Annotated in this window: 21 protein-coding genes and 2 tRNA genes; 14 read left to right on the top strand and 9 right to left on the bottom strand. The window is 70.9% G+C overall.

From position 1 onward, the window contains the following. The first annotated feature begins 113 nt into the window (after nt 1-113). Nucleotides 114-974, top strand: coding sequence for an acyl-CoA thioesterase (locus ACWXWW_RS01345; protein ID WP_282978077.1), 861 nt, complete (start codon nt 114-116; stop codon nt 972-974). Here ACWXWW_RS01345 and sufU read toward each other — a convergent pair. From sufU to ACWXWW_RS01330, 3 genes are all read right to left on the bottom strand, one after another. Continuing rightward, nucleotides 958-1,395 (bottom strand): Fe-S cluster assembly sulfur transfer protein SufU, encoded by a 438-nt coding sequence (gene sufU, locus ACWXWW_RS01340; protein WP_455968328.1) that lies wholly within the window; start codon nt 1,393-1,395, stop codon nt 958-960. The genes ACWXWW_RS01345 and sufU overlap by 17 nt on opposite strands. Further along, nucleotides 1,392-2,657, bottom strand: coding sequence for a SufS family cysteine desulfurase (locus ACWXWW_RS01335; protein WP_455968327.1), 1,266 nt, complete (start codon nt 2,655-2,657; stop codon nt 1,392-1,394). The genes sufU and ACWXWW_RS01335 overlap by 4 nt, the downstream gene beginning before the upstream one ends. Before the next feature lie 68 nt (nt 2,658-2,725). After that, nucleotides 2,726-3,208, bottom strand: coding sequence for an acyl-CoA thioesterase (locus ACWXWW_RS01330; RefSeq protein WP_271172041.1), 483 nt, complete (start codon nt 3,206-3,208; stop codon nt 2,726-2,728). A gap of 420 nt (nt 3,209-3,628) precedes the next feature. On the opposite strand from ACWXWW_RS01330, the gene ACWXWW_RS01325 reads away from it, so the two are divergent. From ACWXWW_RS01325 to ACWXWW_RS01315, 3 genes are all read left to right on the top strand, one after another. Then, complete coding sequence (locus ACWXWW_RS01325) at nt 3,629-4,936, top strand: quaternary amine ABC transporter ATP-binding protein (RefSeq protein WP_282977907.1); 1,308 nt, start codon at nt 3,629-3,631, stop codon at nt 4,934-4,936. After that, the gene (locus tag ACWXWW_RS01320) at nt 4,936-5,883 is read left to right on the top strand and encodes an ABC transporter permease (RefSeq protein ID WP_455968326.1); all 948 of its coding nucleotides are present in this window, start codon (nt 4,936-4,938) and stop codon (nt 5,881-5,883) included. The genes ACWXWW_RS01325 and ACWXWW_RS01320 overlap by 1 nt, the downstream gene beginning before the upstream one ends. 65 nt (nt 5,884-5,948) lie before the next feature. Then, nucleotides 5,949-6,857, top strand: coding sequence for a glycine betaine ABC transporter substrate-binding protein (locus tag ACWXWW_RS01315; protein ID WP_282977909.1), 909 nt, complete (start codon nt 5,949-5,951; stop codon nt 6,855-6,857). Between the two features lie 66 nt (nt 6,858-6,923). Here ACWXWW_RS01315 and ettA read toward each other — a convergent pair whose 3' ends face one another. Beyond that, entirely contained in the window at nt 6,924-8,603 is a 1,680-nt protein-coding gene (gene ettA / locus ACWXWW_RS01310; protein ID WP_271172045.1) for an energy-dependent translational throttle protein EttA, read from the bottom strand. Nucleotides 8,604-8,730: 127 nt separating this feature from the next. On the opposite strand from ettA, the gene ACWXWW_RS01305 reads away from it, so the two are divergent. Further along, nucleotides 8,731-9,594, top strand: coding sequence for a hypothetical protein (locus ACWXWW_RS01305; RefSeq protein WP_455968325.1), 864 nt, complete (start codon nt 8,731-8,733; stop codon nt 9,592-9,594). 3 nt (nt 9,595-9,597) lie between these two features. Here ACWXWW_RS01305 and ssb read toward each other — a convergent pair whose 3' ends face one another. Together ssb and msrA are read right to left on the bottom strand one after the other, a co-directional pair. After that, the gene (gene ssb / locus ACWXWW_RS01300) at nt 9,598-10,080 is read right to left on the bottom strand and encodes a single-stranded DNA-binding protein (protein ID WP_455968323.1); all 483 of its coding nucleotides are present in this window, start codon (nt 10,078-10,080) and stop codon (nt 9,598-9,600) included. Between the two features lie 145 nt (nt 10,081-10,225). After that, nucleotides 10,226-10,771 carry a peptide-methionine (S)-S-oxide reductase MsrA gene (gene msrA, locus ACWXWW_RS01295; protein ID WP_455968321.1) on the bottom strand — a complete coding sequence of 182 codons (546 nt, stop codon included), beginning with the start codon at nt 10,769-10,771 and terminating at the stop codon, nt 10,226-10,228. 66 nt (nt 10,772-10,837) lie between these two features. Between msrA and ACWXWW_RS01290 the strand changes: the two genes are divergently transcribed. Continuing rightward, nucleotides 10,838-11,104: a hypothetical protein gene (locus ACWXWW_RS01290; RefSeq protein ID WP_271172049.1), complete on the top strand. Its 267-nt coding sequence runs from the start codon at nt 10,838-10,840 to the stop codon at nt 11,102-11,104. A gap of 3 nt (nt 11,105-11,107) precedes the next feature. Here the strand turns inward: ACWXWW_RS01290 and yczR are convergent, their stop codons facing one another. Next, the gene (yczR, locus tag ACWXWW_RS01285; RefSeq protein ID WP_455968542.1) at nt 11,108-12,541 is read right to left on the bottom strand and encodes a MocR-like transcription factor YczR; all 1,434 of its coding nucleotides are present in this window, start codon (nt 12,539-12,541) and stop codon (nt 11,108-11,110) included. A gap of 66 nt (nt 12,542-12,607) precedes the next feature. Between yczR and yczE the strand changes: the two genes are divergently transcribed. Next, complete coding sequence (gene yczE, locus ACWXWW_RS01280; RefSeq protein WP_455968541.1) at nt 12,608-13,258, top strand: membrane protein YczE; 651 nt, start codon at nt 12,608-12,610, stop codon at nt 13,256-13,258. A 9-nt stretch (nt 13,259-13,267) separates the two neighbouring features. Here yczE and ACWXWW_RS01275 read toward each other — a convergent pair whose 3' ends face one another. After that, a complete protein-coding gene (locus ACWXWW_RS01275; protein ID WP_309299956.1) occupies nt 13,268-13,471 on the bottom strand; it encodes a methyltransferase in 204 nt (67 codons plus the stop codon). Nucleotides 13,472-13,616: 145 nt separating this feature from the next. On the opposite strand from ACWXWW_RS01275, the gene ACWXWW_RS01270 reads away from it, so the two are divergent. From ACWXWW_RS01270 to ACWXWW_RS01240, 7 genes are all read left to right on the top strand, one after another. Continuing rightward, nucleotides 13,617-13,689: transfer RNA gene (locus tag ACWXWW_RS01270), tRNA-Arg, on the top strand. A 40-nt stretch (nt 13,690-13,729) separates the two neighbouring features. Next, nucleotides 13,730-14,356 (top strand): oligoribonuclease, encoded by a 627-nt coding sequence (orn, locus tag ACWXWW_RS01265; RefSeq protein WP_455968320.1) that lies wholly within the window; start codon nt 13,730-13,732, stop codon nt 14,354-14,356. Nucleotides 14,357-14,395: 39 nt separating this feature from the next. Continuing rightward, nucleotides 14,396-14,471 (top strand) — tRNA-His (locus ACWXWW_RS01260). An 88-nt stretch (nt 14,472-14,559) separates the two neighbouring features. Beyond that, nucleotides 14,560-15,270 (top strand): alpha/beta fold hydrolase, encoded by a 711-nt coding sequence (locus tag ACWXWW_RS01255; protein WP_455968318.1) that lies wholly within the window; start codon nt 14,560-14,562, stop codon nt 15,268-15,270. A 60-nt stretch (nt 15,271-15,330) separates the two neighbouring features. Next, the gene (locus ACWXWW_RS01250; protein WP_271172052.1) at nt 15,331-15,678 is read left to right on the top strand and encodes a metallopeptidase family protein; all 348 of its coding nucleotides are present in this window, start codon (nt 15,331-15,333) and stop codon (nt 15,676-15,678) included. Next, nucleotides 15,675-15,986 (top strand): ATP-dependent Clp protease adapter ClpS, encoded by a 312-nt coding sequence (gene clpS, locus ACWXWW_RS01245; protein WP_282977914.1) that lies wholly within the window; start codon nt 15,675-15,677, stop codon nt 15,984-15,986. The genes ACWXWW_RS01250 and clpS overlap by 4 nt, the downstream gene beginning before the upstream one ends. 14 nt (nt 15,987-16,000) lie before the next feature. Further along, nucleotides 16,001-16,477: a DUF2017 family protein gene (locus ACWXWW_RS01240; protein ID WP_455968315.1), complete on the top strand. Its 477-nt coding sequence runs from the start codon at nt 16,001-16,003 to the stop codon at nt 16,475-16,477. A 66-nt stretch (nt 16,478-16,543) separates the two neighbouring features. Here the strand turns inward: ACWXWW_RS01240 and ACWXWW_RS01235 are convergent. Beyond that, nucleotides 16,544-16,945, bottom strand: a 402-nt coding sequence (locus ACWXWW_RS01235; protein ID WP_455968313.1) for an HNH endonuclease signature motif containing protein, incomplete at its 5' end; no start/stop codon positions are given.

Below are 16,945 nucleotides of genomic sequence, written 5' to 3'. Positions count from 1 at the left end.
AACTAGCAAGGCACGCCTCGGCTGCGTGCGCTCGCGCTCACGAGGCGCGGGCGGAGCGGCGAACGGAGACCCGAGTGACCATCGACGCACGGACCGACGACCCCGTCCAGACGATGCTCGACGTGATCGAGCTCGAGCGGATGGAGGCCCGCACGCACGAGGACATCTTCCTCGGGCGCTCGCACTTCATGCCGAGCGGGCGCGTGTTCGGCGGCCAGGTGCTCTCGCAGGTCGTGTCCGCCGCCGCGCGCACGATCGCCGACGACCGCCACGTGCACTCGCTCCACGGCTACTTCCTGCGGCCGGGCGACATGCGCAAGGACATCACCTTCGGCGTCGACCGCATCCACGACGGACGATCCTTCGCCCGCCGGCGCGTGCAGGGATATCAGGACGGCGTGCCGATCTTCTCGGGCATCCTCTCCTTCCAGGACGAGGACGAGGGGGTCGAGCACCAGCTGCCGATGCCCGAGGTCCCCGCGCCCGAGGACCTGCCCGATCCGCTCCGGGAGCTCGACCGCCATCCGCACTCGCAGCGTCTCCTCGCGGCGAATCCGATCGAGGTGCGGCACGTCGAGGGAAGCCTCCTCGTGGAGCCGACGGGCGGCGCTCGACCGACGCAGGCCGTCTGGACGCGCGTGCGGCGCCCGATCGGCGACAGCCGCCTGCTCCATCAGGCCGCTCTCGCCTATCTCAGCGACTACACGATCCAGGAGCCGTCGATGCGCGGCGCGGGCGTCGCGTGGTCGACGCCCGGGCTGAAAGTCGCGAGCCTCGACCACGCGATGTGGTGGCATCGGCCGGCGCGCGCCGACGAGTGGCTGCTCTACGTGCAGGAGTCGCCGGGAGCGCAGGGCGGCCGCGGTCTCGCGTTCGGCCGCCTCTACACGCGCGACGGCGCGCTCGTCGCGTCGGTCGCGCAGGAGATCATGCTCCGCGTGCCGGCGTCCGACGCGGTCAGCCCGCCTGCCTGAGATCGGCCTCGAGCGCGACCCAGCCGAGCATGGCGCACTTGATGCGCATGACGTACTTCGCGACGCCCTGCAGGGCCGCGGCATCGCCGAGCGCCTCGGACGGCGCGATCGACCCGCGCGAGCGCAGCATGGTCCGGAACTCGTCGATGCGCGCGAGCGCCTCCTCGCGCGTCGTGTGCTCGAGCAGCCCCGTCATGATCGACGCCGAGGCCATCGAGATCGAGCAGCCGTGGCCATCCCACACGATCGAGGCGATCGCGTCGTCGTCGTCGAGGCTCACGCCGACCGTGATCTCGTCTCCGCACGACGGGTTGAGCTCGTGGTGCGTGTAGTCGAGCGGCGTCGGGTCGCCCTTGCCCTCGGGATCGCGCGCGTGGTCCAGGATCAGCTCCTGGTACAGGCTCTGCAGGTCTGCGCTCATCGGTCCGCTCCGAAGAATCCGCGGACCTCGCGCAGCGCGTCTCGCAGCGCCGCGATCTCGTCCGACGTCGTGTAGAGATAGGCGCTCGCGCGCGTCGTCGCCGCGACCCCGAGACGACGGTGCAGCGGCTGGGCGCAGTGGTGCCCCGTCCGCACCGTGATGCCGCGGTCGTCGAGGAACTGGCCCACGTCGTGCGCGTGCACGCCGTCGACGATGAAGCTCGCGAGCGCGGCGCGCTCTGCTCCGGGCTCGGGGCCGACGAGCCGCACGCCGGGAACCGACGCGACGGCGTCGACGAGCTCGCCGGCGAGTTGCGCCTCATGCGCGTGCACGGCGTCCATCCCGATGCCCGCGAGGTAGTCGACGGCTGCTCCCAGGCCCACGACCTGCGTGACGGGCTGGGTGCCGGCCTCGAAGCGCTGCGGTGCGGGAAGGAACTCGGCGTCCTCCATCGTCACGGTCGTGATCGTGGAGCCGCCCGTGCGTGCGGGGGGCAGCTCGTCGAGGAGCTCGGCGCGCCCGTACAGCACCCCGATGCCGTTCGGGCCGAGCATCTTGTGTCCCGAGAACGCCGCGAAGTCGACGCCGAGCGCGCCCAGGTCGAGCGGCAGATGCGGCGCCGACTGGCACGCGTCGAGCACGGTGAGCGCGCCGACGTCGCGCGCGAGCGACGCGATCTCGGCCGCCGGCGCGATCATCCCGGTGACGTTCGACACGTGCGCGAACGCGACGACCCTGGTCCGCGCGGTCAGCTGCGCGCGCAGGTCGTCGATCGTCCAGAGGCCGCGGTCGTCGACCGGCACCCAGCGCAGCGTCGCGCCCGTCCGGCGCGCGAGTCGCTGCCACGGGATGAGGTCGGCATGGTGCTCGGCCTCGGTGACGAGGATCTCGTCGCCGGCGCGCAGCGCGAAGCGCGCTCCGCCGAGGCCGGCCGACGCGTCCGCGATCCCGAGCGCGACCATGTTGAGCGCGTCGGTGGCGTTCTCGGTCCAGACGACCTCGCGCTCCCCCGCGCCGACGAACGCCGCGACGCGCTCGCGCGCGGTCTCGAAGGCGAACGTCGCCTCGCCGGTCGCGAGGCTCGATCCCCGGTGCACGGCCGCGTAGTCGTGGCGCGCGAAGTCGGCCTCGGCGGAGATCACGGCCTCCGGACGCTGCGACGTCGCGGCCGAGTCGAGGTACACGCGGTCGGGGCGTCCCGAGATCCCGGGGAAGTCCGCGCGGACGTCCTCGCGGACGGGTGCGGGCGTGACGTCTGGCATGGATGGCTCCCTGCAGGGGTGGAGGAGGGCGTCTTCCAGTCTCTCATCCGCAGGGCCGGTCGTCTCCGTCACCGACGGGTGAAGGCCACCGGCTCCTCCAGGAACGGCTCCCATGCGGCGCGCATCTCGGGGGTGAGCCGGACCGGTCGGCCGGTCGCGATGTCGACGAGCACGACGACGGCGTCGGCTCGCGCGTACACGACGCGCTCCTCCTCGCCGACCGCGCTGTGCACCTCGTAGCAGACGTCGATGCTCGACCCGCCGATGCGCCCGAGCCAGAGCTGCACGTCGAGCGGGCGGTGACGGTACGGCACGGGCCGCAGGTACTCGATGCTCTGCCGCGCGATCAGCGTCACGACCCCCGTGGGCGACCCGAGGACCTCGGGATCGAACACGGCGGTCGGCGGGATGTCGTCGTCGGAGTCCTCAGCGCGGAAGAACGCGCGGCACCGGGCCTCCTCGAGCAGGCGCAGCATCGAGGCGTTGTTGACATGGCCGAAGGCGTCGAGGTCGCCCCAGCGCAGCTGGATGGGCACGTGCACGCGGGTCATCGGGCTCCTCTCCGGCCCGGACGGACCGCGGCCGGTAACGATACGGTCACGGTCGCGACCGGTCATCCTCGTCCGACGATACCCCGTCCTTCCGCATGATCACGCGGATCGCGGCGGAGCGGTCGACGTGGGAGCGCGCCCGCGGCGCCGTCGACCGGCTTGCTAGGGTGACCGAGGTCGTCCTGCCGCAGCGCGGGACGCGCCTCACACCGCCGGCGACGCGTCCGACACGACCGGGGTGTTCCGCCCAGGACCGCGGATGCCGCCACGTCGCGGCATGCGTATGGCAGACGATCCAGTCGTCAACCCGGACGACTGCGCCAGGAGCCTCGTGCCCGGCCCGTCGCCTGCCCGGACCGCAACCGATGACCGAACGCGGATCGCGCTGCCCTGAGTCTCCGCGCTCGGCACAGGGGACACGTGACCGAGAACGACACTTCCATCGCCCTGCGCGCCGAGGGCCTCTACAAGGTCTTCGGGCGCCGACCGCACGACGCCGTCGAGCGCCTGCGCGCCGGAACCCCGCGCGATGAGCTCGACGGCGCCACGGCGGCCGTGATCGACGCCTCCTTCGAGGTCCGCCGCGGCGAGATCTTCGTCGTGATGGGGCTCTCCGGCTCCGGCAAGTCGACGCTCATCCGCATGCTCAACGGCCTGCACGACATCACCGCCGGGACGATCACCGTGAACGGGGAGCCGATCGCGGGGATCCCGGCGAGTCGGCTGCGCGCGACCCGGCGCGAGCACGTCTCGATGGTGTTCCAGCACTTCGCCCTGCTCCCCCACCGCACGGTGGCCGCGAACGTCGCCTACCCGCTCGAGCTCAAGGGCGTCGACCGCCGCTCTCGCGAGGCGAAGGCGACCGAGATCCTCGCCTTGGTGGGCCTCGAAGGATGGGGCGACAAGCTCCCCGCCGAGCTCTCCGGAGGCATGCAGCAGCGGGTCGGCATCGCGCGCGCTCTGGCCGCCGACACCGACATCCTGCTCATGGACGAGGCGTTCAGCGCCCTGGACCCGCTCATCCGCCGGGAGATGCAGGACCAGCTCATCGAGCTGCAGCAGCGCCTGCAGAAGACGATCGTCTTCATCACGCACGATCTCAATGAGGCCATGTACCTGGGCGACCGCATCGCGGTGATGCGCGACGGCCGCATCGTCCAGATCGGCACGCCGGAGGACATCCTCACCGACCCCGCGAACGACTACGTCGAGCAGTTCGTCCAGGACGTCGATCGTGCCCGCGTGCTGACCGCCGGCAATGTCATGGAGCGCCCTCGCCCCGTCGTCGCCGAGGGCGCCGGCCCGCGCACGGCGCTGCGCACGATGCGCGACGCCTACACGTCGGCGGCCTATGTCGTCGGCCGCGATCGTCGCCTCGCCGGGATGATCACCGACCGCGACGCGATGAAGCTCATCCGCCGCGGCGAGAGCGCGCTCGCGTCGATCCTGAAGCCGGTTCCGCAGGCCGTGAGCCAGGACGACGTCCTGATGGACCTGTTCGTGCCCGCCGTCGAGTCGCCGCTCCCGCTCGCGGTGACCGATGACACGGGTCGCCTCGTGGGCGTCATCCCCCGTGTCACCCTGCTCGCCGCCCTCGGGCCCGGCCCCGGATCCACCGAGGAGATCACCGTGCTCCAGCCGCCCATCCCCTCGGCCGTGATCGATCAGGTGCTCGCGGAGGCCGATGCCGCCGCGGCGGCCGCCGCCGACTCCGAGGAGGTGCGCTGATGGACGGGTTCCGCCTCCCGATCGGCGACGCGGTCTCCGCCGCCGTCGACTGGGCCAAGGACAACCTCGAGGGCCTCCTCGACGTCGTCGCGCTCGTCGTGCGCACCCTCGTGAACGGCCTCACCGACGCGCTCGTCGCGACGCCGTTCCCCGTCACGATCGCGGTCGCCGCGCTCCTCGCGTGGCTCGTCCGCTCGTGGCAGCTCGCGGTCGGCACGGCGATCTCGTTCGCCGTGATCGTCGGCATGGACCTCTGGGAGCCCGCGATGCAGACGCTCGCGCTCGTGGTCGTCGCCGCGTTCGTGGCGGTCCTGATCGGCGTGCCGCTCGGCATCTGGTCGGCGCGCAGCGATGCCGTGCGCGCCGTCCTCAAGCCCGTGCTCGACTTCATGCAGACGATGCCGGCGATGGTGTACCTCATCCCCGCGATCGTCTTCTTCAGCATCGGCGTCGTCCCCGGCCTCGTCGCGACCGTGATCTTCGCTCTCCCTCCCGGCGTGCGCCTCACCGAGCTCGGGATCCGCGGCGTCGACGCCGAGACGGTCGAGGCCGGGCACGCGTTCGGCGCGACACCCGGGCAGATCCTGCGAGGCGTCCAGCTCCCGCTCGCGATGCCGACCATCATGGCCGGGGTCAACCAGGTGATCATGCTCGCGCTCTCGATGGCCGTGATCGCCGGGATGGCGGGAGCCGACGGCCTCGGGAAGATGGTCGTGCAGGCGATCTCCACCGTGAACACCGGTCAGGGAGTCGAGGCCGGGCTCGGCGTCGTCCTGCTCGCCGTGTTCCTCGATCGCTTCACCGCGGCCCTCGGCACGCCGAGCGAGTACCCGTCCTCGCTTCTGGGCCTCCTGTCGCGCCGACGCGCGGCGCAGCGCGCGGCGACATCGGACGACGCCGCGATCGCACATGCCCCCGACGCCCGCTCCGCCGTGCCCACGCCATGACCATCCGCAGCCATCGACCATCCGAAACGCACGACATCACACGCAACGAGAGAAGGAACACGAACATGACGAAGCGACGCATCACGGCCATCCTGGCCCTCGGCGCCACCACGGCCCTGGCCCTCGCGGGCTGTGCGAGCGGCGACGGCGACGCCGCCGGCGCAGGCGAGGGAGACAAGGGCACGATCACGCTCGGCTTCCTGCCCGCCTGGACGGATGGCCTCAGCACGGCCTACCTGCTCCAGGATCAGCTCGAGAAGCTCGGCTACACGGTCGAGATGCAGACGCTCACCGAGGCCGGCCCGCTGTACGCCGGACTCGCGCAGGGCGACGTGGACATCTACCCCTCCGCCTGGCCCGAGCTCACGCACCGCGACTACATGGAGCAGTACGGCGACGACATCGAGGATCTCGGCGCCTACTACGACAACGCGAAGCTCACGATCGCGGTGCCGACCTACATGGACGACGTGAACTCGATCGAGGACCTCGCGGGTCAGGCCGACCGCTTCGACGGCAAGATCTACGGCATCGAGCCCGGCGCGGGCCTGACCAAGCAGACGCAGGAGGTCATGATGCCCGAGTACGGCCTCGATGCCGACTACGAGCTCGTGACGTCGTCGACCGCGGCCATGCTGACCGAGCTCGGCAGCGCCATCGACGCGCAGGAGGACATCGCGGTCACGCTGTGGCGGCCGTTCTGGGCCAACGACGCCTACGACATCAAGGACCTCGAGGACCCGAAGGGCGCGATGGGCGACCCCGAGGCGCTGCACTTCCTCGGCACCGCCGGCTTCGCGGAGGAGTTCCCCGAGGCGGCGGAGCTCATCGCCGGCATCCAGCTCGACGACGCCGAATACGGCTCGCTCGAGGACCTCGTCGTGAACGAGTTCGGCGAGGGCAAGGAGGCGGAGGCCGTCGACGCATGGCTCGAGGAGCACCCCGACGCCTTCGACACGATCGTCGCCGACTGACGGCCGACACGACGAAGCCGCCCCGGGTTCTCCCGGGGCGGCTTCGTCGTGTCGGCGCGACGCCGCTCAGTCGCGTGTGAGCTTGCGGTGCGTCGTGCGGTGCGGGCGCGCGGCGTCCGGACCGAGACGGTCGATCTTGTTCGCCTCGTACGCCTCGAAGTTTCCCTCGAACCAGTGCCAGTTGGCCGGGTTCTCGTCGGTGCCCTCGTAGGCGAGGATGTGCGTGGCGATGCGGTCGAGGAACCACCGGTCGTGGGTGATCACGACGGCGCAGCCCGGGAACTCGAGCAGCGCGTTCTCGAGCGAGCCGAGGGTCTCGACGTCGAGGTCGTTCGTCGGCTCGTCGAGGAGCAGAAGGTTGCCGCCCTCCTTGAGCGTGAGGGCGAGGTTGAGTCGGTTCCGCTCGCCGCCCGAGAGGACGCCCGCCTTCTTCTGCTGGTCGGGACCCTTGAAGCCGAACTTCGACACGTACGCGCGCGAGGGGATCTCGGTCTTGCCGACCGTGATGTAGTCGAGCCCGTCCGACACGACCTCCCAGAGCGTCTTCTCCGGGTCGATGTTCGCGCGCGACTGGTCGACGTAGCTGATCTTCACCGTCTCGCCGATCTTGAGGTCACCGCCGTCGAGCGGCTCGAGGCCCACGATCGTCTTGAAGAGCGTCGTCTTGCCGACGCCGTTCGGGCCGATGACGCCGACGATGCCGTTCGGCGGGAGGCTGAAGCTGAGGCCGTCGATGAGCGTGCGCCCGTCGAAGCCCTTCTGCAGGTTCTTCGCCTCGATCACGACGTTGCCCAGACGCGGGCCGGCGGGGATCTGGATCTCCTCGAAGTCGAGCTTCCGCGTGCGCTCGGCCTCGTTCGCCATCTCCTCGTAGCGCGCGAGACGCGCCTTCGACTTCGCCTGGCGGCCCTTCGCGTTCGAGCGGACCCACTCCAGCTCCTCCTTGAGGCGCTTCTGGAGCTTGGCGTCCTTCTTGCCCTGCACCTCGAGGCGCTCTGCCTTCTTCTCGAGGTAGGTGGAGTAGTTGCCCTCGTACGGATAGAGACGCCCGCGGTCGACCTCGGCGATCCACTCCGCGACATGGTCGAGGAAGTACCGGTCGTGGGTGATCGCGATCACGGCGCCCTTGTAGGACTGCAGGTGCTGCTCGAGCCACAGCACGCTCTCGGCGTCGAGGTGGTTCGTGGGCTCGTCGAGGAGCAGGAGGTCGGGCTTCTGCAGCAGGAGCTTGGCGAGCGCGACGCGGCGCTTCTCACCGCCGGAGAGCGGCGCGATCGCGGCATCCGCAGGCGGCGTGCGGAGAGCGTCCATGGCCTGCTCGAGCTGGGAGTCGAGGTCCCAGCCGTCCGCGGCGTCGATCTCCTCCTGCAGCGCGCCCATCTCGGCGAGAAGCGCGTCGAAATCGGCGTCGGGCTCGGCCATGAGGCCCGAGATCTCGTTGAACCGGTCGAGCTTCGCCTTGATCGCGATGCCGTCCTGGATGTTCTCGATCACGGTCTTCGACTCGTCGAGCTCGGGCTCCTGCATGAGGATGCCGACGGAGTACCCGGGGGTCAGGGTCGCGTCGCCGTTCGACGGCTGATCGAGCCCCGCCATGATCTTGAGGATCGTCGACTTGCCGGCGCCGTTGGGGCCCACCATGCCGATCTTGGCACCGGGCAGGAACGCCATCGTGACGTCGTCGAGGATGAGCTTGTCGCCCACCGACTTGCGGGCGCGCACCATTTGATAGATGTATTCAGCCATTTGGCATCCAGTCTAGGGGCCGCTCCCTCAGCGGACCGAGAGCCTCGCACGGGTTCTGAGACGATCCTCCGGTTCGCGGACACCCGACAGTGAGAGTTGCACGCCGACGACGATGCTGGAGGCCGACATGCGCACCCCCGACCGCGAGATGACGACCATGGGGATTCCCCGCCGCCGAGGAGGCCGCACGGCCGGCGGATGGGCCGCGGCGGTCGCGTGCGCCGTCCTCCTCTCCGGCTGCGCGATGCCGGGAGCCCGGCCGGGCCCCGATGCGGACGGCGACCCGTCGCCGTCGGCGACCATCCCGGCCTACGACGTCGAGCCGGGCCAGACGCTCCGCTGCGGTGGCCTCTCGTTCTCGTCCGACGCGCTGGTGAAGCCCGTCCCCCTCTCCCGCGCCGATGAGCGCGTCCGCGAGGCCCTGGAATCCGCGGCCGACGATGCGGGCATGCCGGTCGCTGCGGCCGAAGCGCCCGAGACCTGGCTGGTCGCGAGCGCGGACGACCGTCAGATCGCCCTTCTCCATCCGCGTGCCGAAGCCGAGGGCTCGGCACCCGCCTTCGAGCAGGTCACCCTGCTCTGGCACGAGGCGGGATCCGACCGGCCCGCCGAGTGGACCGTCACGTCGTCGGGGCCGTGCGCGCCGCGGGCAGACGCGGGCGAGCTGAACGCGGCCGCCATCGCTCTGGACCCCGAGCAGCCGCCGGCCCCCTCGGACACGACCGTGCACCTGCTCGTGACGGAGCTCGCCTGCCACGGCGGCGAGGACGCCGAGGGCCGCGTCGAGCTCGCGAGCCTCATCGAGACGGACGAGTCGGTCGAGATCGTCATCGGAGTCCGACCGGATGAGACCGCCGACGCCTGGACCTGTCAGAGCAACCCGGCCACCCCGTTCGCGCTCGAGCTGGACGCGCCCCTCGGCGACCGCGACATCGTCGACGTGGGGGTCGTTCCCGCGCAGACCCTCGAGCCTGTCGACACCGCGGGCTGACGCTCAGAACGGCGTCGCCGCGGGCTCTCCCTCCGGAACGGTGACGACCTCCCAGGCGGCATCGGAGGAGGCCTCATCGACGGCGCTGTCGTCGCGTGTGTCCCTCTGTCCGCGGCTGTCGCTGCCCGCGAAGCTGTTGCGCGACACGCTGGCCGTCGCGAACTGGAGGTCGATGCCGATCGCGTCGGCGATGATCTCGATCCCCGTGCCCTTTCCTCTGTCGTTGTCCCACGAGCGGACGCGCAGCCGGCCGCAGACGACCACCCGCATGCCCTTCGCGAGCGACAGGGCGCCGTTGGCGGCGAGCGACCGGTACGCGCTCACCGAGTAGAAGTTCGCCGCCTCCTCGACGTACGCGTCCTTCTCCCGGTCGAAGCGCCGATGATTCGTCGCGAGCCGGAAGCTCAGGGCAGCGGTCCCGGATGGCAGCGTGCTCGACGTCGGGTCGGTCGCGATGTTCCCGACGACGGCGATCTGGTCCTTCATGGCGATCCCTCCTGCCGGGGGCTGTCCCCGGCGTGATCTCACCAGGACATCGGCTCCCTCCTGCCGGCGGAGCAGGACCAGCGCATCTGTGGATGCGCAGAGCCCCTCCGCGCCGCTGTGCACACGGCGTCGGAGGGGCTCGGCGTCAGACGGCGTACTCCGCGAAGCGCGCGCGCACCTTGTTCACCTTCGGAACGGCGACCGCGAGGCAGTAGCCCTGCGTCGGGTTCTTCGCGAAGAAGTCCTGGTGGTAGTCCTCGGCGTCGTAGAACTCGCCCAGGGGCTCGAGGCGGGTCACGATCGTGCCCTCCTCCTCCCCGATGCGAGCATCCCAGATCTCGGCAGCCCGCTCCCGCGCGGCCGCGAAGAGGGTCTTCTGCTCCTCGTCGGCATAGAACATCGCGCTGCGGTACTGCGTGCCGCGATCGGCGCCCTGATGGTTCAGCTGGCGGGGGTCGTGCATCGTGAAGAACGCGTCCAGGATGACGTCGGGCGCGATCACCTCGGGATCGAACGAGATCTTCACCGCCTCGGCGTGACTGGTCGCGCCCGTGCACACCTGCTCGTAGGTCGGGTGCGGACGCTGCCCTCCCGTGTAGCCCGACACCACCGACTCGACGCCCCTCAGGGCGCGATATGCGGCGTCGAGGCACCAGAAGCAGCCTCCCGCGACGACGAACGTCTCTGTCATGTGCACTCCTCAGAACGGATGTCGGTGCCCCCTCCTATCGTCGCAGAGGACACGGAAGGAGCACTGATGTCGAACGCCGCCGCTCTCATCGCCATTCCCCTCGCGACGCCGCGCCTGGCGCGTGCACGGGCGCGCCTCACGCGAGCGGGAGCATCCCTCTGGCGTGTCGTCGGCCTCGACGAGCGGGTCGCAGGCCACCTGCGCGCCGTCGAGTCGGAGCTCGGAATGCGGTACCGCGCCGAGCGCTTCCACCCGGCGTCGGGCGCCCTGCTTCCGATCGGCGAGTTCTGGACGCCCGATGAGGCCGTGGAGACGCTCCTGCTGTCTCGGTGAGCGTCACACGAGCGCGTCCGACATCCGCTCGGCGAGCGCCGCGGTCGGCTCGTCGACGACCTCCGCCCACGCCTCCTCGAGGATGCCCGCACCCCGCTCGAGCACCTCCGGCGCGGCCGTGAAGGGGATGCGCAGATGACGCTCGTGACCGCCGCCCACCGAGAAGCGCGGGCCCGCCGAGAGGAGCAGTCCGCGACGGCGCGCGGCGAGCACGAGCGCGGAGCTGCGCGCGAGCCCGAGCTCGACCCACAGGGCGACACCGCCCAGTGGGGCGTGCACGCGCCACTCCGGGAGCCGCTCGGAGAGCTCGGCGACGAGCGCGTCGCGCCCCGCGCGAAGCGACTCCGCGCGCTGAGCGACGATCTCGGGCATGAGCGGGATGAGCCGTTCGACGACGGACTGCTCGAAGTCGGGGGTGCCCAGGTCGCCGACGGGGCGCGCCGCGAGAAGCCGACGGATCATGTCCTCGTCCGCTCGGATCCAGCCGACGCGCAGTCCTCCCCACACCGTCTTGCCGGTCGACCCGACGGTGATGATCTCCGCGCCCGACGGAGCGGCAGCGGCGAACGGCACGGCAGCCCCGCCCCGATCGATGTCGAGCTCCGCCGTCGTCTCGTCGATGACGAGCACGGTTCCCGAATCCCGTGCCACGCCGGCGATATGGGCGATCTCGTCGCGCGACATCGACTCGCCCGTGGGGTTGTGGAAGTCGGGCATCAGATACGCCATGACGGGGGCGGCGCGGCGGAACGCGTCCTCGGCCCGATCGAGGTCCCAGCCGGAGCCCGGCGTCACGGGAATGCCCACCAGCCGCGCTCCCGCGGCGGCATAGCATTCGGCGGCGTGCGGGTAGGTGGGCGTCTCGATGATCACGCGGTCGCCGCGCGACACGAGCAGCCGGGCGGTGAGGGCGATCGCGCTCTGCGCCCCGTTGACCACCATGATCTGCTCGGCGGAGGTGGGGAGCCCGCGCGCGGTGTACCGATCCGCGAGCGCGGCACGGAGACTCCGCAGGCCGTGCATCTCGTAGCCCGAGCGTGCGACGAGGCGCGGGGCGTCGGCGGCGGCCTCGGCGTACACGGCGGGCAGCCCCGGCCACGCGGCAGGGCTCGCCTGCTGCAGATCGAGCGCGCCATCGACGTCGCTCGCACGGCCCAGATCCCGCCGCCCGAGCGCCAGGGTCACACTGCCGGAGCCGCGGATGCTCTCGATGTGCCCGCTCTCTCGCAGACTGCGGTATGCCGCCGCGACCGTGGTCCGGCTGACCCCGAGCCGTGCCGCGAGCTCGCGCTCGGCCGGCAGCGCCGTCCGCGGCGCGATCCGGTTGTCGAGGCAGAGCAGGCGGATGGCGTCGGCGAGCGCCTCGTAGGCGGGCTCGCGCGTCCGCCATGGGCCGAGGCGGTCGCTCAGCGCCCTCGCGCTGAGCCGTGAGTCCATCATGCGGACCACCGTAGCAGGATTGGCATCTTGCAAGCAGTCCACTTCTCGGGTGGCATGGAGGGCATGCCATCCGCACCCCACCCTCTCACCGTTCGCCTGGCCCGACTTCTCGTGGGCCTGCCTCTCTATGGGGTCGGATGCGCCCTCACCGTCGCCGCCGGCCTGGGCGTCGACCCCTGGACCGTGCTCGCGGAGGGGATCTCCCTGCGCACGGGTCTCGGCGTCGGGTGGGTGACGAACGCGCTCGGCGCGCTGATCCTCCTCGCGTGGATCCCGCTGCGCCAGCGTCCCGGCATCGGAACCGTGCTCAACGTGCTCCTCGTGGGCACGAGCATGCAGATCACCCTCGACCTGCTCCCGCCCATCGAGCATTTGCTCCTGCGCGTGCTCGCCCTTCTCGCGGGCATCGCCCTCGTGGCGGTCGCGTCCGGCATCTACCTCGGCGCCGCTCTCGGCGCCGGCCCGCGCGACGGCCTCATGACGGGACTCAGCCGGCGGACCGGATGGCCGGTCTGGCGGTCCCGCGCCAGCGTCGAGCTGACGGTGCTCGCGCTCGGATGGGTGCTGGGCGGCACGGTCGGCGTGGGCACGATCGTCTTCGCGCTCGGCATCGGCCCCGCCGTGCATCTCGCGATGCGCCTCCTCGCTCCGGGCGCGCGCGAGAGCGGCTCCCGCGCGGTCGAGAGCGTCCCGGCCGCGCGGGCGGCGCGGTGACCCGGCGCGTCAGTGGCGCCGGAACTCCGGGCGCTCGGCGCCCGGCTTGAGGTGAGCGTGCAGCGCGCGCTTGGCGATCTCCAGCTCCGGGTACGTGCCGACGGGCTCGTCGACTCCGACCATCCGGACCTCGAAGCTGCCGTCGACCTCCCTGATCGAACCGACCGCTCCCACGGCGCCGTGCGCCACCCACAGGCGACTCGTCTGCGTCATCGTCATCCTCGACTCCCTCCGCTGGTCCCCCTGTCGACGACGGTACGTCGCCCGCCGCCGAGAAGCCAGACCTTGACAGGGCCACCCGCGGCTGGTGGGGCCCGAGATGATCCGCCGAGGCGAACCCGGTAACCTGAGGGCACCGCCCCCAGTAGCTCAGTGGATAGAGCAACGAACTTCTAATTCGCAGGTCGCACGTTCGAGTCGTGCCTGGGGGACCGATACGGCGACGTCCCACCCCCTCGATAGGCTGGGGGGATGGTAGGCGCCTCCGAGAACGACCGGCTCGTCTGGATCGACTGCGAGATGACGGGTCTCGACCTCACGGTCGACGAGCTCGTGGAGATCGCGATCGTCGTGACCGACTTCGAGCTCCGCATCCTCGACCCGGGATTCCAGGTCGTCATCAAGCCCTCGCAGGCCGCCCTCGACCACATGGGCGACTTCGTGACGGAGATGCACCGCAGCTCCGGCCTGCTCGACGAGATCCCCCACGGCGTCTCCCTCGAGGAGGCGGAGCGGCGGTCCCTCGAGTACATCCGCCGGTTCGTGCCGCTCGAGCGGAAGGCGCCCCTCGCGGGCAACACGATCGGGACGGATCGGATGTTCCTGGCCCGGTACATGCCGAGCGTCGACAGCCACCTGCACTACCGCAACGTCGATGTGTCCAGCGTCAAGGAGCTCTCGCGACGCTGGTACCCCCGCGCCTACTTCCAGGCGCCCGGAAAGGACGGCGGGCACCGCGCGCTGGCCGACATCCTCGAGTCGATCCGCGAGCTCGAGTACTACCGTCGTGCGGTCTTCGTCGCCGAGCCCGGACCCACCTCCGACGAGGCGCGCGACATCGCGACCCGCGTCGTGTCGTCATTCGCTCCGAACGTATGACAGAATAGAGAAGTTGCCCCGGCAGGCCGGGGAGACATGGTGGCTATAGCTCAGTTGGTAGAGCACCTGGTTGTGGTCCAGGGGGTCGCCGGTTCAAGCCCGGTTAGCCACCCCAGCCCGCACGAGGCCCGGGGTTCCCGCAAGGGGAGCTGGCGGGCCTCGTGCCTTTTCCCTGCCGTCCGGCCCGGATACACTCCCGCTGCATGGCGACGTTCCTCCTCATCCACGGAGCGGGCTCGGACGCGCGCTACTGGGCGCGCGTGTCGCCCCCGCTGAGACACGCGGGGCACGAGGTCGTGGCTCCCGATCTTCCGGTCGCCGACGACGACGCCGACCTCGAGAGCTATGCGGCTGCGAGCCTGAATGCCCTCGGCGAACGCGCTCCGACACGCCCGATCGTCGTCGTCGGGCAGTCCATGGGCGCCTTCACCGCCCCGATCGTCGCCGAGCGGCTGCACGCGGACCTCCTGCTCCTGCTCTGCCCGATGATCCCCGCACCCGGAGAGGCCGTCGGGGCGTGGTTCGCGAACGTGGGTCAGGCGGAAGCGGCGCATGCCTACGCGGCGGTCGAGGGATTCGACCCCGAAGGCGACGTCGCCGAGATCCTGCTGCACGACGTTCCCGCCGACCTCGTCCGGGACCTGGTCGCTCAGGGCGCGCCTCCGCAGGCGGAGGGGATCTTCGCATCGGTCTTCCCTCTCGAGCGCTGGCCCGCCATCCCGACCGCCGTGATCGCGGGTCGTGACGATCGGCTCTTCCCGCTCGCGCTCATCCGACGGCTCGCGGCGGAGCGCGTGCCGGGCGCCCCGGTCCAGGTCATCGAGAGCGGACATCTGCCCGGCTTCTCCCGCCCGGAGGAGCTGGCGGAGCTCCTCGTGCGCCAGCTCGAGCTCCTCTCGCCGTCTGCCGGCTGACGCGAGCCGTCGGGCCGCGGCCGCCGACCGCGATGCGCACGCGACTAGACTCGGAAGCCGATGATGGACATGGATGCCGACGCCTTCGAGGCGCTCGTCGTGGATGAGCTCGATCAGCTCCCCGATGAGATGGTCGACGGCCTCGACAACGTGATCTTCGTCGTCGAGGACCGCTCCGAGGACGGTGAGGACCTCCTCGGGCTGTACGACGGCCTCGCCCTCACCGAGCGCGGCCGGTACGGCATGGGCGAGCTGCCCGACCGCATCATCGTGTACCGGGAATCCCATCTCGCGCGATGCGAGACCGAGAGCGAGCTGCGCGACGAGGTCCACACGACCCTCGTGCACGAGATCGCGCACTTCTACGGCATCGACGATGAGCGTCTCCATGAGCTGGGGTGGGCATGACCACCGCGCACACGGTCTTCGCGTCGACGGCGGTCGAGGAGGAGCTGGACCGCGTCGAGGCACCCGCGCACGCGACCCCATGGCAGACCGTCGTGTGGGACGACCCCGTCAATCTCATGAGCTACGTCGTCCGTGTCTTCCGCGAGTACTTCGGCTACGACGAGGAGCACGCCACGCGTCTCATGCTCGCCGTCCACAACGAGGGGCACGCCGTCGTCGCCGAGGGCGCGCGCGAGCAGATGGAGCTGCACGCCCAGGCCATGCACGACTACGGACTGTGGGCGACCGTCCGCAGAGCGCCGATGTGAGGACACCGCACCCCATGACCGAACGAATCGTGATCCTCACTCTGACGCGCATCGAGGCCGCGCATCTCCGCGACCTCGTGACGCAGTTCGCGACCCTGGTCGAGAGCACGCCGACGGCGGCGGATCCGGCGCTCGAGCGCCTCACCCCCGACGCATACCCGGACGATCCCGACGCGGCGGACGACTTCCGCAGCGTCACGCGCGGAGACCTCCTCGGCCGCCGCGCACAGGACGCGGCGACCGTTCTGCGCGACCTCTCCGCGATCGAGGAGGCGCCGCTCGAAGACGCGCTCTCCCCCGTCGACGTCTCCATCGCCGGCGACGCGCTCGAGGCATGGCTGCGGACGCTCGCGGCCGTGCGCCTCGTGCTCGCGAGCCGACTCGGCATCGAGAGCGCGGAGGATCACGACGACGAGGACCCGCGCTTCGCCCTCTACGACTGGCTCGGCTACCGTCTCGACGGACTGCTCCAGGCCGCCGACGGCGCCTGACCAGGCACCCTCACCCGCACCGCCTGCGCGAAAGCGCGCGTGGGGGATGGTGGGGGCTGGGTTGTCTCAGAAGGGTGGGGGTTCGGGTGGGGGCTGGGGGTCGTGGATGGCGTGATGTCGTCGTCGGGGTTCGGGCTCGGTGACGTAAACGTGCCCGAGCGGGCTGGTCCACTCGATGCCGCCGCCCTCGAGCGCCCGCGGAGACCACCTCGTGTGGTGCCGCAGGTAGTGGTGCGGCCGGCACAGGGCCTCGAGGTTCTCCGCGTTCGTCGGGCCGCCACGGGAGTACTCCCGCACGTGGTCCTTCTCGCACCCCGGGGCGGGGCGCGAGCAGCCCGGGAACCGGCAGCACTCGTCCCGCAGCTCGACCAGACGACGGATCGCCGCGGTCGGCTGGTAGTGATCGACGGTCAGCAGAGCACCGGTGTCGGGGTTCTGGAAGATCCGCTCCCACCCCGGCGCGTACCG

This window comes from Microbacterium sp. KNMS (assembly GCF_053851835.1).
The sequence above is the reverse complement of the archived record's forward strand: the minus strand, read 5'-3'. Positions and strand labels throughout refer to the sequence as shown.